The 14,962-nt window shown below is 41.8% G+C and carries 12 protein-coding genes; 4 read left to right on the top strand and 8 right to left on the bottom strand.

Going from position 1 to position 14,962, the window contains the following annotated elements:
- Nucleotides 1-8 precede the first annotated feature (8 nt).
- The 3 genes from L3V38_RS15775 to L3V38_RS15765 all read left to right on the top strand — a co-directional run bounded on the left by L3V38_RS15775 (nt 9) and on the right by L3V38_RS15765 (nt 3,059).
- Nucleotides 9-524 (top strand): gamma-glutamylcyclotransferase family protein, encoded by a 516-nt coding sequence (locus tag L3V38_RS15775; RefSeq protein WP_237119975.1) that lies wholly within the window; start codon nt 9-11, stop codon nt 522-524.
- On the top strand, nt 521-2,068 hold the full coding sequence (locus L3V38_RS15770; RefSeq protein WP_237119974.1) for a serine hydrolase: 1,548 nt from the start codon (nt 521-523) through the stop codon (nt 2,066-2,068). The genes L3V38_RS15775 and L3V38_RS15770 overlap by 4 nt, the downstream gene beginning before the upstream one ends.
- 70 nt (nt 2,069-2,138) lie before the next feature.
- Nucleotides 2,139-3,059 carry a histone deacetylase family protein gene (locus L3V38_RS15765; RefSeq protein ID WP_237119973.1) on the top strand — a complete coding sequence of 307 codons (921 nt, stop codon included), beginning with the start codon at nt 2,139-2,141 and terminating at the stop codon, nt 3,057-3,059.
- Here L3V38_RS15765 and L3V38_RS15760 read toward each other — a convergent pair.
- Entirely contained in the window at nt 3,056-3,349 is a 294-nt protein-coding gene (locus tag L3V38_RS15760; RefSeq protein ID WP_237119972.1) for a DUF4144 domain-containing protein, read from the bottom strand. The genes L3V38_RS15765 and L3V38_RS15760 overlap by 4 nt on opposite strands.
- A 78-nt stretch (nt 3,350-3,427) precedes the next feature.
- On the opposite strand from L3V38_RS15760, the gene L3V38_RS15755 reads away from it, so the two are divergent.
- Nucleotides 3,428-5,926 carry an EAL domain-containing protein gene (locus tag L3V38_RS15755; protein ID WP_237119971.1) on the top strand — a complete coding sequence of 833 codons (2,499 nt, stop codon included), beginning with the start codon at nt 3,428-3,430 and terminating at the stop codon, nt 5,924-5,926.
- 1 nt (nt 5,927) lies between these two features.
- Here L3V38_RS15755 and L3V38_RS15750 read toward each other — a convergent pair whose 3' ends face one another.
- The 7 genes from L3V38_RS15750 to dusB form a co-directional block, all read right to left on the bottom strand.
- On the bottom strand, nt 5,928-6,737 hold the full coding sequence (locus L3V38_RS15750) for a DUF2797 domain-containing protein (protein ID WP_237119970.1): 810 nt from the start codon (nt 6,735-6,737) through the stop codon (nt 5,928-5,930).
- Between the two features lie 45 nt (nt 6,738-6,782).
- Nucleotides 6,783-9,281, bottom strand: coding sequence for an EAL domain-containing protein (locus tag L3V38_RS15745; protein WP_237119969.1), 2,499 nt, complete (start codon nt 9,279-9,281; stop codon nt 6,783-6,785).
- A gap of 93 nt (nt 9,282-9,374) precedes the next feature.
- Entirely contained in the window at nt 9,375-10,661 is a 1,287-nt protein-coding gene (gene purD / locus L3V38_RS15740) for a phosphoribosylamine--glycine ligase (protein WP_237119968.1), read from the bottom strand.
- A gap of 16 nt (nt 10,662-10,677) precedes the next feature.
- Entirely contained in the window at nt 10,678-11,496 is an 819-nt protein-coding gene (locus L3V38_RS15735; RefSeq protein ID WP_130149453.1) for a class I SAM-dependent methyltransferase, read from the bottom strand.
- Nucleotides 11,497-11,592: 96 nt separating this feature from the next.
- Nucleotides 11,593-13,179 (bottom strand): bifunctional phosphoribosylaminoimidazolecarboxamide formyltransferase/IMP cyclohydrolase, encoded by a 1,587-nt coding sequence (gene purH / locus L3V38_RS15730; RefSeq protein ID WP_237119967.1) that lies wholly within the window; start codon nt 13,177-13,179, stop codon nt 11,593-11,595.
- Between the two features lie 228 nt (nt 13,180-13,407).
- On the bottom strand, nt 13,408-13,698 hold the full coding sequence (gene fis / locus L3V38_RS15725) for a DNA-binding transcriptional regulator Fis (RefSeq protein ID WP_002957804.1): 291 nt from the start codon (nt 13,696-13,698) through the stop codon (nt 13,408-13,410).
- 21 nt (nt 13,699-13,719) lie between these two features.
- Nucleotides 13,720-14,691 carry a tRNA dihydrouridine synthase DusB gene (gene dusB, locus L3V38_RS15720; RefSeq protein WP_062568691.1) on the bottom strand — a complete coding sequence of 324 codons (972 nt, stop codon included), beginning with the start codon at nt 14,689-14,691 and terminating at the stop codon, nt 13,720-13,722.
- Nucleotides 14,692-14,962: the final 271 nt, after the last annotated feature.

Here is a 14,962-nt window from a genome sequence, read left to right as displayed (position 1 = left end):
GGTGAATTATGACTATCTATAATTTTTCGTTTGGTTCAAACATGTCATCAAATCGGTTGTTGGCACGATTACCTCAAGCAAAACGTATAGGCACAGCCTTACTCAGAGGTTACGAGCTGACATTTGATATGGTCAGTACCGATGGCTCAGCGAAATGCAGTGTTCGCCAAACCTCTCAGTCAGATGCACTCGTTTATGGGGTCGTCTATGAGCTTAATGAAGATGAAAAAGCGATGCTAGATACGATTGAAGGCCCTCGTTATGACTGCGTTGATGTGTGTGTTGAATTGTTAGATGGAGAGCAATTAACAGCACATTGTTATATTGCCAATACATTAGACGCTACTCTTTTGCCATTCGACTGGTATCTACAGCATGTTCATCGCGGCGCGCTTGAAGCTGGCGTGCCAAATGATTACAGTGACTCAATACTCGCGCGCGAAAGTTGCGATGATCCAGATAAAACCCGAGCAGCGAGAGAGTTCGCTATTCACAACAATAAAAACGACCAAGGGACATTATGAAACTGTGTAAACTAGCCGTTGCTGCGGCCTTATTATCAAGCTGTTCATTCTTTAGTTACGCTGATATCGACAGTGAAAAAATTGAGCAAGTAATTGAAACATCAATGGCACGTTTTGATGTGCCTGGTATGGCTGTTGCCATTGTTGAAAATGACAAAGTCGTTTTGGCAAAAGGGTTTGGTGTGACCAACCTTGATACGGGTAAAAAGGTTAATAAAGACACTTTATTTGGTATCGCCTCAAATACGAAAGCATTTACAGCAGCCGCTTTAGCGAAGCTTATAGATGAGGGAAAGTTAAGCTGGGATGATAAAGTAATTGATCATCTGCCTGAGTTTCGCCTGTATGACCCTTATGTAACACGTGAAATGACGATTCGTGATTTATTGAGTCACCGTAGTGGCCTAGGTTTAGGGCAGGGCGACTTAATGATTTGGCCTGACACCGATAAATCGGTTGATGAAATTATTGCTGGTCTTAAGTACTTAAAACCAGCCAGTAGTTTTCGTAGTAAATATGCGTATAACAACTTAATGTTTGTGACCGCTGGTGAGGTTGTAGCACGTGTGTCAGGGATGAGCTGGAATGATTACATCGAGAAAAATATTCTAGAGCCACTTGATATGAAAAACTCTCGAGCTGGTTTTTCACGCATTCCAGAAAGTAATAAAAACTGGGCCACAGGGCATATTCCTATGGATGGTCAGTTACACCCGTTTTTTGTTAATTATTTAGAAGACTTTCGTGGTGCTGGTGCTATCGCTTCAAGTGTCAATGATATGAGCCAGTGGCTACGCACGCAACTTGCGCATGGCAAAATGCCAAATGGCGAACAGTTATTTACTGAGCAGCAGCAACAGCAAATGTGGCACCCGCATATTACCTCTTTAGCATCGAAAAGTGCATACGAGGCGTACCATCAACAGTTTAGGGGCTATGGTTTAGGCTGGAGTATTGAAGATTTTCATGGCATTAAAAAGTTAGGCCATGGTGGTGGGATTTTAGGTATGGTCTCTCAGGTGACCTTACTACCAGAAAAAAACCTTGGTATCGTTATTTTAACCAACCAGCAAGCATTTAGTGCGTTATCCGCAGTTACCTATGAAGTGCTTGAAGATGCGCTGGATTTGGAAGATAAAGATTGGGTAGAAGAGTTAGCTAAAAAGCACTTTGAAGGTAAAGAAAAAGCCTACGCAAATGCTAAACCAGAAACACCGGCAGATTACCAACCAAAGCTACCAAATATAAATTACACAGGCACACTGCATGATAACTGGTATGGTGATGTGGTAATCGAAGAGCTTAATGGGCAGTTACGTATCGACTTTACGCATACTAAACGTTTGAAAGGCCAACTTGAGCATTACACAGGTAATACGTTTATTGTGAAGTGGGATGAAAAGCTACTTGAAGCCGATGCATTTATTGAGTTTCAAATGAGTCCTGAAAACCGCGTTGAAAGTGCCAAAATGCGAGCAGTTTCAACTGCCGTGACAGATTTTAGCTTTGATTTTAGAAACCTAGATTTACAAGCTAAAAAGTAAACCAAAGTCGCAAAGCCGCTCTAAAGCGGCTTTGTTATAATTGGCTGACAATTACTTCAAGGAGCGTGCAATGAGAACGGCCGTTATCTCTCATCCATTTTGTCGAAAACATAAAATGATTGAAGATCACCCTGAATGTCCTGCGCGTTTAGATATGATCACTGACCGCTTACTGGCAAGCGGTGTTGATATTGCAGTCACTCATTTACAAGCTCCAAAAGCCACACGTGAAGATTTTTTACGTGCCCACGATGAGTCTTTGGTGCGTCACGTAGAGCAAACCATTCCAGAGTCAGGCCTTGCAGAACTTGATGGTGATACATGGCTGTGTCCCGACTCAATGAAAGCAATTGAACGTGCCGTTGGCGCTGGGTTATTAGCTGTTGATGAAATTCTTGCTGATAAGCTAGATGCCGCTTTTTGTTCAGTGAGGCCGCCAGGTCATCATGCAAACAGGACGACCTCTGCTGGTTTTTGTGTGTTTAATAATTTAGCAATTGCCGTGCAGTATGCAAAAAGCAAAGGGGTGAAACGCATTGCCATTGTTGATTTTGATGTTCACCACGGAAACGGCACACAAGACATCTTTTTAGACGATGACAATGTACTGTTTTGCTCTTTGTTTCAGCATCCATTCTATCCTAATACAGCAGTTGAAAATAATGCGACTTTGGTTAATTCACCGCTGCCTATCGCCAGCGATGGGACTGATTTAAAAGCGGTTTATTATGAGCAGTGGTTACCTAAACTAACTGAATTTAAACCCGAGTTATTGTTTATTAGTGCCGGGTTTGATGCACATTTAGAAGATGACATGGCAAGCTTGAAATTTGTTGAAGATGACTACGCTTGGCTTACATCTCAATTAGCAGAGCTATGCCAGCAACAAGGCTGCAAAGGAATTGTGTCATTTTTAGAGGGTGGGTATGCCTTGTCAGCACTAGGGCGTAGTGCTGTGGCTCATATTAAAGCGCTGGTGGATACAGCTTAATTATCTAGTATCATAAAAGCTTGTTCTGGTGTTAATTGAGTTACTTTACTCAAGCAGCAGATACCTTCTTGTGCAAGTTGTTGCGTCACTCGTTTTGCCAGTTCTGTGCTTGTGATTGGTGTCACGTCGTTGTTATATAAATCAAAGTACCTTCCAGCTTTATTCAATAATAAAAGCCCGTTTCTTTGCTCCTTAGTTAAACCATACAGAAAATCATTTAAGTCGCTCTCACCTTCAAGGTGCGCTATTTCCTGCTTACTAAAAATGATTAAAGGAAATGAAAATTGCATTTATTGTCCTGTATCAAAGCCCGAAAGATTGAAATGATTATAATTGCTAATTCCTGTAAGAACTAGGTAAGTCTACTTATGAATCAACCAAGACGGCATCAAAAGGTCGGGGATGTTATTTCGCAAAAGCTGGTATCGTGCCCTGCACATACCCCTTTGGTTGATGCTGTGCGGTTGATGCATGTTCATAGTGTGACCGCTATTTTTGTTAAACATGATCAATCCATTGTTGGTATATGGACTGAGGCGGACTGCCTACATGTTGATATTACAAGCTCTGAATTTAAAAATGTACCTATTCATGAGGTTATGTCAGCACCGGTGGTGTCCGTGCCTAGTCAGTGTTTACTGAGCGATGCGACACTGCGCTTTCAACAGCATGGTATTCGACACTTATTAGTAATGAATAGCGAGAAACAGCCTGTTGGTATGTTGAGCTTGTCGGACATTGTGCACAATCAAGGGCTTGATCACTACCTACAATTTCGTCCTATTCATGAACAATATCGCACTGAATTAGACATTGTTGATGCAAATTTGCCAATAGAAAGCGTGGTAGAGATTATGCGCACGAGCCGCCTAGAAAGTGTGCTTGTTTATAATCCAGCCTTGGATATACATGGCATTATCACACAGCGAGATATTGTTGGGCTAATTATTCAAACCGAATGGCTTAACCCTTGTTGGCAATACGCAAGTTATCCACTGATAGAGATAGATAGCGACAGTAGTTTGTTTGATGCATATCGTCTTATGTCTGAACATAATGTTCGCCACTTAGCGGTCAGAGAGACTGATATTTGTGGGGTTATTTCGTTTGCTGATTTAATCACAGAAATAGAGTCAGCGTATTGCTGTGAACTTGAACGAGCGATTGAGCAGCGCGATATTGCCTTACAAAAGTCGCAACGAAATTTATTTTTAGCGAATAAAATTATTGATGCATCATTGGATGGCATCATGCTAACTCGTAAAGATGGCACGATTATTCAAGTTAACCCTGCATTTACTCGACTCACAGGGTTTGAAGAACATGAAGTGATTGGCAAGCGACCAAGCATTTTAAGCTCGTCCTCACACAGCCGTTCATTTTATCAAAAAATGTGGCATGCCATAGAGTATGAAGGGGTTTGGCAAGGAGAAATTTGCAACCGTAAAAAAAGCGGTGAAGAGTTTGTTGAATGGCTGACGATTATTCAAATTAAAGATCCTAATGTTGATGAAGTACTCTATGCGGCTATTTTTAGTGATATAACAGAGCGTAAGCGAGCGGAAGAAAAAATCTCACAACTGGCGTATTACGATGAACTTACAGGCTTGCCAAATAGACGGTTATTTCACGATAGGTTGTCAATTGCGTTAAGTGCAGCCAAGCGTAATCAAGATTTATTAGCCGTTATGTTTGTTGACTTAGACCGTTTTAAAGAGGTGAATGACAGCTTAGGTCACGATGCAGGTGACAACCTTTTACAGCAAATTGCAGAGCGCATTTCATCTGTACTACCTGAGGGAGATACCCTAGCTCGTCTAGGTGGGGATGAGTTTGTACTTTTATGCGAAGTTGAGAGGGTTGAAGCATTACTTGGATTTGCAGAGCAGGTCTTGCAACAAGTCAGTATGCCTTTGTTAATTAATGAGCAGGTGGTGGCGATAACGGCTTCCATTGGAGCCGCAGTGTTTCCAGATGATGGTATTGATAGTGCTACCTTGCTTAAACATGCTGATATTGCAATGTATCGGGCAAAAGAGGTGGGGCGAAACTCATTTCAATTATTTAAGCCGGCCATGAATGCGCGCTCTCTTGAGCGGCTTGCGATGATGAGTCGTTTGCAAACGGCCATAGAAAACGATGAGTTTGAACTGTACTATCAGCCGAAGCAACACCTTGAAAGTGGCCGAATATGTGGCGTGGAAGCCTTACTGCGTTGGCAGGAGCCAAGCTTAGGTGTTATCTCCCCAGCTAAATTCATTCCATTGGCAGAAGAACTTGGCTTAATTGTAAAGCTGGATATGTGGGTTATAGAACAAGCCTGTAAAGAGTTAGCGATATGGCAGCGAAATGATATTGAAGCAGGGCGTTTAGCGATTAATATTTCAGCCAATCATTTACGGCAAGGGCAATTGGCTTCTAATGTTGAACGCTTATTGAGAGAGTATGAGGTGGACCCATGCAAACTTGAAGTCGAACTCACTGAGAGCTGCTTCATAAGTCATTTTAGTGAAGCTAAACAAGAGTTGCTGGCACTTAAAAAGTTGGGCGTACATATTACACTTGACGACTTTGGGACAGGCTATTCAGCATTGAGTTATCTAACCAAGCTGCCTATCGATACACTTAAAATTGACGCCAGCTTTATTGCTAAAGTCCCTGATGAATATGGTAATAGTGAGATTGTTTCGGCGATTGTGACATTGGCTAAAAGCTTGAATATACACGTTGTTGCAGAAGGTGTTGAGAAAGTGGAGCAGTTAAACTACTTACAAGCGCTTAACTGCGACACGATTCAAGGCTATTATTTCTGCCGCCCCATTACGAAGCAGCAGTGGTATGACTTTTATCTTAATACTCAAAAATAGTTTAGCTTAGGGTAATTTCGTACGAAGTAAATTTTCGAATATTAATGACGCCAGTGTCAAAAATTAAGTATTGGCCCTTAATACCTTTTAAAACACCTGAGACCTCTGGAGCCTTATCAAAATTGAATGAGCTGATCTTGGTTGGATATTCGTCGACAGGGTAATCAAGAGTCACAACGTCCTCATCTAGTTTTTCGATGGCTGTTGCACCAAATAACTCGGCAAGTTCATCTAACTTTTCTTCTATTTGTGGCAGTAACTCTGTGGCAGCAGCCTTTAGGTCGAGCACGTCAGATTGCCCTTTTAGCATATTACGCCAATTGGTTTTATCAGCAATAAACTTGGCTAACGCTACTTCGACTAAACCTGATTGCAAACGAGTCTGTACTTTAAAAATAGGTAGGGCTTGAGTTGCCCCTTGATCAATCCAGCGGGTCGGGATTTGTGTATGACGGGTAATACCCACTTTCAAGCCAGAAGTATTTGCTAAATACACATAGTGCGGGATCATGCAGTTTTCTTCACCCCACTGTGGCTCACGACACGTGCCTTGGTCATAGTGACAAGTTTCGGGTTTCATAATACACATATCGCAGCTTGCTAGTTTGCGCATACAGACAAAACAGTGTCCTTGTGAGTAACTTTTTTTGGTTTTCTTACCACAGTTACAACAAAAGATATTACCGGTGTACGTGAGTGTGAGTGTTTTTCCTATATAGTCGTTTAAAGGTACTAGTTCATCACCAACAGGTAGTTGATATTGTACAGGTGTACTGTGAGTCGACTTGAGTTTACGCAATGTACCTTGCATCTTTACTTGGCCCCTAAAGATGTAAAAGGGGTAGTGTAACACGCTCTATTTCGATTGTGTGTCGATAAGCTCAAGATATTCATCAACTGCCAAGGCTTTGCTGTAAAAGTAGCCTTGGCCATGATCAGCCCCCATTTTTATAAGAAGTTGCTCAGTTTCTTGATCTTCTATCCCCTCGACCGTGATATTCATGTCAAGGTTATGGGCCATATCGATCGCTGTTTTTACGATCACTTGGTGAGTATCGTTATTGGTTAAATCGAGAATAAACGATTTATCTACTTTAATTGTGCTAAACGAGTAATTAACTAAGTAATTAAGGGAAGAGTAGCCAGTGCCAAAGTCATCTAAAATCACTTGGCTCCCTAATTTATTTAACTCATTAACAAAGTGTATCATATCCGTATGGTTTTTTATCAGTGCATATTCAGTCAGTTCAAATTTTAACTGATTGGCAAAAATACCTCGTTTTAGAATGGTATTTTCAATTTTTTCAACCAGTTTAGGAATGGCTAAGTTTTTGGCACTTAAGTTAACACTAATCGTATGTTCTTTGTGTCCGTGCTGATTGAGCTTTGCTATAGTTTGACATGCTTTTTCAATTACCCATAAGCTCAATTCATTGATAAGTCCCGTTCGTTCAGCAAGCTGGATTAGTTGTTCGATATTTAAATTTTGATGAGCACTTGGCCAACGTAGTAGAGCTTCAGCTCCTGCAATTTTGCCCGTGCGTAAATCAATGATTGGTTGTAAATATATCGCTAATTGCTCATTACGAATAGCGTGCTGTAATGATGCAGCCAAGCTTAAATCCATATCAACATAGGAAGAGTCGAGAGTTTTAATTGCCTGTTTTTGAGAAATTGCGAGAAATCCCCGTTGTAACCAAGAGTCAAAGCCATCATTTTCAATGGGCTCGGTAACACTGAATCGGTAATAAAGCTGCAAATCGAGGCCTGCAATTTTATATTGCTTTGGTAGTTGTTTAGCAATATTACTTAACTCATCGTATAAGTCGCTTTTGGGCTGTATTTTGGTTGATATAAAGGCCAGCATACCATTGCCTAGATCAGCTATTTTGGGGCTATTATCCAGTGCATATTCAAGGTTAATAAACTGTCTATGCTTGGCTAAGTGGTTTTCTAACGAAAGAGCAACCGTTGTGATAATTTTACTACTTTGGCTCGGGTTTAAGATGCTAAGTAATGCATTGAATTGCTCAATCTTAATTAAACACAAATGTGCGCTGCGTTTTTCATTTATTAAACTCATGTACCCTTGCTTGAGCATGGCTTGGTTTAATAATTTTGTTTGTTGAGTATGAGTTGCGTGATACAGCGCTTTTTCGCGTTGATAACGCACTCTGTCAGCCAGTGCCATTGCCATTAAAACAATCTCACAAAGTATGGCTATTAAGAACAAGTGACGAGTTGTAAAACTGTAAGGAATAAAGCCAGTTAATTCCAGTGGCTGTACAGCAGCACCAATAATAAGCGGTATCCATGACATGACATAAAACTTCGCCCATCTGAAACCACTAATTAGTTTCTTATAAATCATGGTAATACATAAAATATAAAGAATGACCATCATGGCAAAAAAGATCTTCGAGGAGTTATACTCCAGCATAAAAAAGCTTATTAAGCCTAAGCTGAAAAGAACAGCCAAGAAGCTAAGGCTCAGCTTATATAGTCGGCAATTATCTTTGTGATAGCGCAAAAACATGGTGCAAAATGCAACGGTAAAAAAGGCAATGGCGTAATTACTAAACACTATTTTTTCGTTAAAAAATAATTGCCAAGACAGTGGCCAAAGATAAAAGCCAAACCCAAGCACAGAGCCCATCAACAAGAGGGCAGAAATAATGTAGCCAATATAAATGAGATAAACACGATCACGGATACCCAAAAAAAGTACAAGGTTGTAAAGAGCAGCCATAATCAGCACGCCAATAAATATTCCCCAAATACCTGCTTGTGAACGCAATAAGTCTTGAAACTCTTTTTTACCGTAAATATTGATGGGTGTTTTGCTGATCCCGACAGTATCTACTTTTATGACCAAAGAGACTTTTTCACTGCCCCTTAATGTTAAAGGGGTGTGTGGTGTACTGTATTGAAATAAAGAAAGCCCACTGACCTTATCACCTAGTTCAATCGTGCTAGTAAGTTGTTGCTGTTCATTGAGTTGATACACAGTGAGGTAGTCAACCATAGGGTTATCAAAATGAATAAACAAATCAATCGGGTGCGGCTGCCTGTTTTCTAAATCGAGCTTTAACCAGTAATCTTTTGCGGCTAAATCCCACTCAATGTGCTTAAAAGGCTTTTTTTCAAGTTTGCTCGGTTCACTTAAAAACTGTGAAAGAGTAAGCGACTTAGTCTCATCAATGCGGTAAGCATTTTGAGAGTAAACAGGGGCTGTTTTGTCAATGGTATAACGAGTTGGGCTCGCCAAGTGAGACGATAAAGTGCAGATAATAAAAAATAAGATCGCAAGAATAAAAAATGACAAAAAATGATATTTTAGCGTTTTACTATTCAAAATGACTTCTTAGCTTAGTTTGGCTCCTCAATAGTGTAGCATTAAAAAAGCGCAGATAAACTGCGCTTTTTCTTAGATTTAACTGGTTTGACCTTACGCTTTTTCGCGCGCTATTGCGCGATAAGCGATGTCAGTGCGGTATTCCATACCTTCCCAGCTAATATCATCAACAAGCATATAGGCACGTTGTTGTGCTTCAGTGACAGTATTGCCAAGTGCTGTTGCACACAATACTCGACCGCCAGCCGTAACTACATGCTCGCCATCTTGCTTGGTGCCCGCGTGGAATACTTTTTCACCTTCAGGGTAGGTTACTTGTAAGCCATTGATCGCATCACCTTTCGGGTAGCTGCCTGGGTAGCCTTTTGCAGCTAAAACAACACCAACTGCTGCACGAGGGTCAAATTCAATATCTGTTTTATCAAGCTCTTCGCGGTTAGCCGCTTCAATTAGCTCAACAAGATCTGATTTAAGACGAAGCATCATAGGTTGCGTTTCAGGGTCACCAAAACGACAATTGTACTCAATAACCTTTGGTGTTCCATCCGCAGCAATCATAAGGCCTGCATACAAGAAACCTGTGTAAGGGTGGCCTTCTTTTGCCATTCCCTCAACGGTAGGGTTAATCACTTCATTCATGATACGTTGGTGAATTTCATCAGTCACAACTGGCGCAGGTGAGTAAGCACCCATACCACCAGTATTTGGACCTTTATCGCCATTGTAAGCACGTTTGTGATCTTGGCTTGTTGCAAACGGCAGTACGTTTTTGCCATCGACCATGACAATAAAAGACGCTTCTTCACCTTCTAAGAACTCTTCGATAACCACACGGCTGCCTGCTTCACCAAAGCTGTTGCCAGCAAGCATATCGCGAATAGCTTCTTCAGCTTCAAGCTCTGTCATGGCGACAATAACACCTTTACCCGCTGCTAAACCGTCAGCCTTAACAACAATCGGTGCACCTTTTTCTTTAAGGTATTCAAGGGCAGGGTCGATTTGCTCAAAGGTTTGGTAATCAGCAGTCGGGATCTTATGGCGAGCCAAGAAGTCTTTGGTGAACGATTTAGAGCCTTCTAATTGGGCCGCACCAGCTGTAGGGCCGAAAATAGCTAAACCGTGTTCACGGAATGTATCAACAACACCCAGTACCAGTGGTACTTCAGGACCAACAATGGTTAGTTCAACGTTGTTTTCTTTAGCGAAAGCTAAAAGACCTTCAAGATCTTCAACATTGATTGCAACGTTCTCAAGTTTTGGCTCAAGAGCCGTGCCTGCGTTACCTGGAGCAACGAAAACGGTGTTTACTTTACTGTTTTGGGCAGCCTTAAACGCAAGTGCGTGTTCGCGGCCACCACTGCCGATGACAAGTACATTCATGGCGAAATAATCCTATTTAAAGCGGTTTTTTAAACTTCAGCGTCATGCGGTCACTTTCACCAATTGCTTTATACTTCGCGGCATCTTTTTCGCCTAAACGAAGGCTTGGTGGGAGTGTCCACACCCCTTTAGGGTGATCAGCTGTATCAAGTGAGTTTGCATTAATGTCACTGCTTGCTACCAGTTCAAAGCCAGCTTGTTTTGCAATATCAATTACATAGCTTTGCTTCATATAACCTGATGATTTCTGATCTTCATCGCTGCGCTGTTCTGGTAAACGGTGTTCAACAACACCAAGTGTACCGCCTGGCTTTAGGGCTTTATAAAATGATTTGAATGCGCTTAGTGCGCCTTCTTTATCTTTGCCCATGTACCAGTTATGAACATTTCTGAAGGTTAAAACCATATCAGCGCTGCCAGCAGGAGCGATATCAAGATGCGTGCTCGGTGCAAATTCTGTGAGTTTTACTTCACTGAAACGTGCATCTCCTGCAATTTTCTTTTTAAACCCTGCGAGTGAACGCTGGTAGTAACCTACTGAGGAATCAGCTGGGAAATGTGCTGCATAATAAGTCCCTTTACCTTTTAATGCTGGAGCTAAAATCTCAGTATACCAGCCACCGCCAGGCGCAATCTCAACGACAGTCATTGATGGCTCAAAACCAAAAAAGTTAAGCGTTTCGACTGGGTGACGATATTCATCACGGGCACTGTTATCACTACGCTCAGCTGCACTGACTGCTTTAGTGAGTGCTGAGTTTAGGTCTTGGCTAAGAGCGTGAGCAGAAGCAAGAGTAAGGCTTGCAACAAGTATAGATTTTAGAGCAAATTTCATCGTCTGTTCCTTCATTAATTAAGCAATTAGTAATCAGAATACGTGAATTTGTAGCAAACAAAAAGGGTTAAACACGCTGTTTAACCCTTTGTGTGATTAGTGGCGGAAATGGCGCATACCTGTGAATACCATTGCCATACCTGCTTCGTCAGCTGCGGCGATAACTTCTTCATCACGCATTGAACCACCAGGTTGAATAACAGCTGTGATGCCAGCGTCGCGAGCGGCATCAATACCGTCACGGAACGGGAAGAATGCATCAGATGCCATAACAGAACCTTTTACTTCTAAGTTCTCATCAGCTGCTTTGATACCTGCAATTTTCGCTGAGTAAACTCGGCTCATTTGGCCTGCACCTACACCGATAGTCATGCCGTCACGTGCATAAACAATGGCGTTTGACTTAACGAATTTAGCTACTTTCCAGCAGAATAATAAGTCTTTTAACTCTTGCTCAGTTGGCTGGCGCTTAGTGACAACTTTAAGATCGCTCTGCGTTACCATGCCAAGGTCGCGGTCTTGAACTAGGATTCCGCCATTTACTCGTTTGATGTCATGGCCTGTTGCATTACCTGTCCACTCGCCGCACTCTAATAAACGTACGTTTTGCTTAGCAGATACAATTTGCGCCGCTGCTTCAGATACTTTAGGCGCGATGATAACTTCAACAAATTGACGCGCAACAATCGCTTCTGCCGTGTCAGCATCTAATTCTTTGTTGAATGCAATGATGCCACCAAATGCTGACGTAGGGTCAGTTTTGAATGCGCGATCATAGGCTTCAAGAATGTTGTCACCAATTGACACACCACAAGGGTTTGCATGTTTTACAATAACACACGCTGGTACGTCGAATTCTTTTACACACTCTAATGCTGCATCAGTATCAGCAATATTGTTGTAAGAAAGTGCTTTACCTTGCAATTGAACCGCCGTTGCAACAGACGCTTCAGTTAAGTCGTTTTCAACATAAAAAGCGGCGTCTTGGTGTGAGTTTTCACCGTAGCGCATATCTTGCTTCTTAGTGAACTGCATGTTGATAGTGCGTGGGAACTTAGTATCGATAGCAGCTTCTTCTGTGTAGTCAGGAACCATCTTGCCGAAGTAGTTTGCAATCATGCCATCGTACTGAGCTGTGTGCTCGTAAGCCGCGATTGCTAGGTCAAAACGTGTTTTATACGTTGTTGAACCGTTGTTGCTTTGCATTTCGCTGATTACACGGTCGTAATCTTTTGCATTGACGACGATAGTCACGTCTTTATGGTTTTTCGCCGCTGCGCGAACCATCGTTGGACCACCGATATCAATGTTTTCAATCGCATCTTCTAGGCTGCAGTCTTCTTTCGCAACAGTGTTTGCGAAGGGGTATAAGTTAACTACAACGATATCGATAGCAGAGATGTTGTGATCCTCCATTACGTCTTCATCTTGACCGCGACGTGCTAAGATGCCGCCGTGAATTTTTGGATGAAGTGTTTTTACGCGACCATCCATGATCTCAGGGTGACCAGTATGGTCAGATACTTCAGTGACTTTGATGCCGTTATCAGCAAGTAATTTGCAAGTACCGCCCGTTGATAAAATATCCACGCCTTGTGCTTCAAGAGCGCGAGCAAATTCAACGATACCGGTTTTATCTGACACACTTAATAGTGCGCGACGAATTGGACGATGTGTATCCATTGTAGTTTTGATTACCTCAATGTTTGAGCTAGCTTAGAAAGGCGGTATTTTAACTGAATATGGCTCAAAAGACGATGTTTAAAGGATGAGGATTTTGCATAGTTTTTGTCGTTATAAAAAAAGCACCCTAAGGTGCTTTTTTCAATAACTTATTACCAGTTACTATGAAGCTGTAAGCAATTAAAACGATAGCTCGTTAGAGTGATTACAGATTCAATATAACGGGTATTAGTTCATGCCGTATTTTTTAAGCTTCTTACGTAAAGTACCACGGTTGATACCTAGTAAGATTGCTGCACGAGTTTGGTTACCACGCGTATACGTCATTACTTCTTCAAGTAATGGTGCTTCTAGCTCAGAAAGAACAAGGTCGTATACGTCTTGTACGTCTTGACCATTAAGTTGCTTTAAGTAGTGATGAACCGCTTTTTTCACTGCATCACGCAACGGCTGTGGTTTCTCGTGTGACTGTACATGAGGGTTTGTGATAAATGGAGAAGTCACGTTTTGTTCGAACATCGTTATATGTCTCTTTCTTTCTTAGTTAGCTGCTAGTGTTTTAAAGTATTCTTCTAATGCGTCGATTTGTGCCTGTGGGTTATCTAACGCATTAAATACTCGCCTAAACTGACCGTCACTGTCATGGGTTTGCAAATACCAAGATACATGCTTTCGAGCGATACGCGCTCCCATTGGCTCCCCGTAAAACTGATGAAGATTGTCTAAATGCTCCATCAAAATGCTTCGCACCTCTGCAATTTCAGGTGCTGGCAAATGTTCTCCAGTTCGCAAATAGTGGTCTATCTCCCTAAAAATCCAAGGGCGACCTTGGGCGGCTCGACCAATCATAATGGCATCTGCACCCGTATAATCTAAAACCTGTTTTGCTTTTTCTGGTGATGTAATATCACCATTGGCGACAACAGGTATAGATACTGAACGTTTAATATCCCTAATTGTGGCGTACTCCGCTTCACCTTTATACATACATGCGCGCGTGCGTCCATGTACAGCCAGTGAAGCAATGCCATAGCGTTCAGCTATGCTCGCAATCTCGACACCATTACGGTTATCCTGATCCCATCCAGTTCGGATTTTCAGTGTTACTGGGACATCGACTGCATTAACAACCGCATCGAGTATCTCTTCTACTAATTCAGGAAACTGTAATAAGGCAGAGCCTGCGAGTTTCTTATTCACTTTTTTAGCAGGGCACCCCATATTGATATCTATGATTTGTGCACCATTGCTGACATTGAATTGTGCTGCCTGTGCCATAAGCTCAGGATCGGCTCCGGCAATTTGCACCGAGCGAATACCCGATTCACCGCTGTGATCCATACGGTTCATCGACTTTTCGGTTTTCCACACTTTCGGGTTCGACGAGAGCATTTCAGATACAGCAAGCCCCGCACCTAAGCGTCGGCAAAGTTGTCGAAATGGTCTGTCTGTAATGCCTGCCATAGGCGCGACAATTACATTGTTCTCAAGTTGGTATGAACCGATACGCACTGTTATTCAATAGGCCTCTTTTCAAGGGGCGCTAAGTTTACGGTTTTTTTTCCAAAAATCAAAGGCTATAAATTGAACAAAAGTGACTTTTTTTTGCCCTTTTTGTATTGACTTTTGATAACAGTTTGACGAGCGGGTCGATTTGTTTGTTATTTAAACAAAAAAAATTTAGCCGTTTTAAAATGGTAAAATTTACGCATGTAAAAATAAGGTAAAGCCTGTTAAATAGTGGCTTTACCTTGCGTGTTATGGATTAAAAGTATTATCTGTT

It is taken from the genome of Pseudoalteromonas sp. L1 (assembly GCF_021728095.1).
Taxonomy (GTDB): domain Bacteria; phylum Pseudomonadota; class Gammaproteobacteria; order Enterobacterales; family Alteromonadaceae; genus Pseudoalteromonas.
The sequence above is the reverse complement of the archived record's forward strand: the minus strand, read 5'-3'. Positions and strand labels throughout refer to the sequence as shown.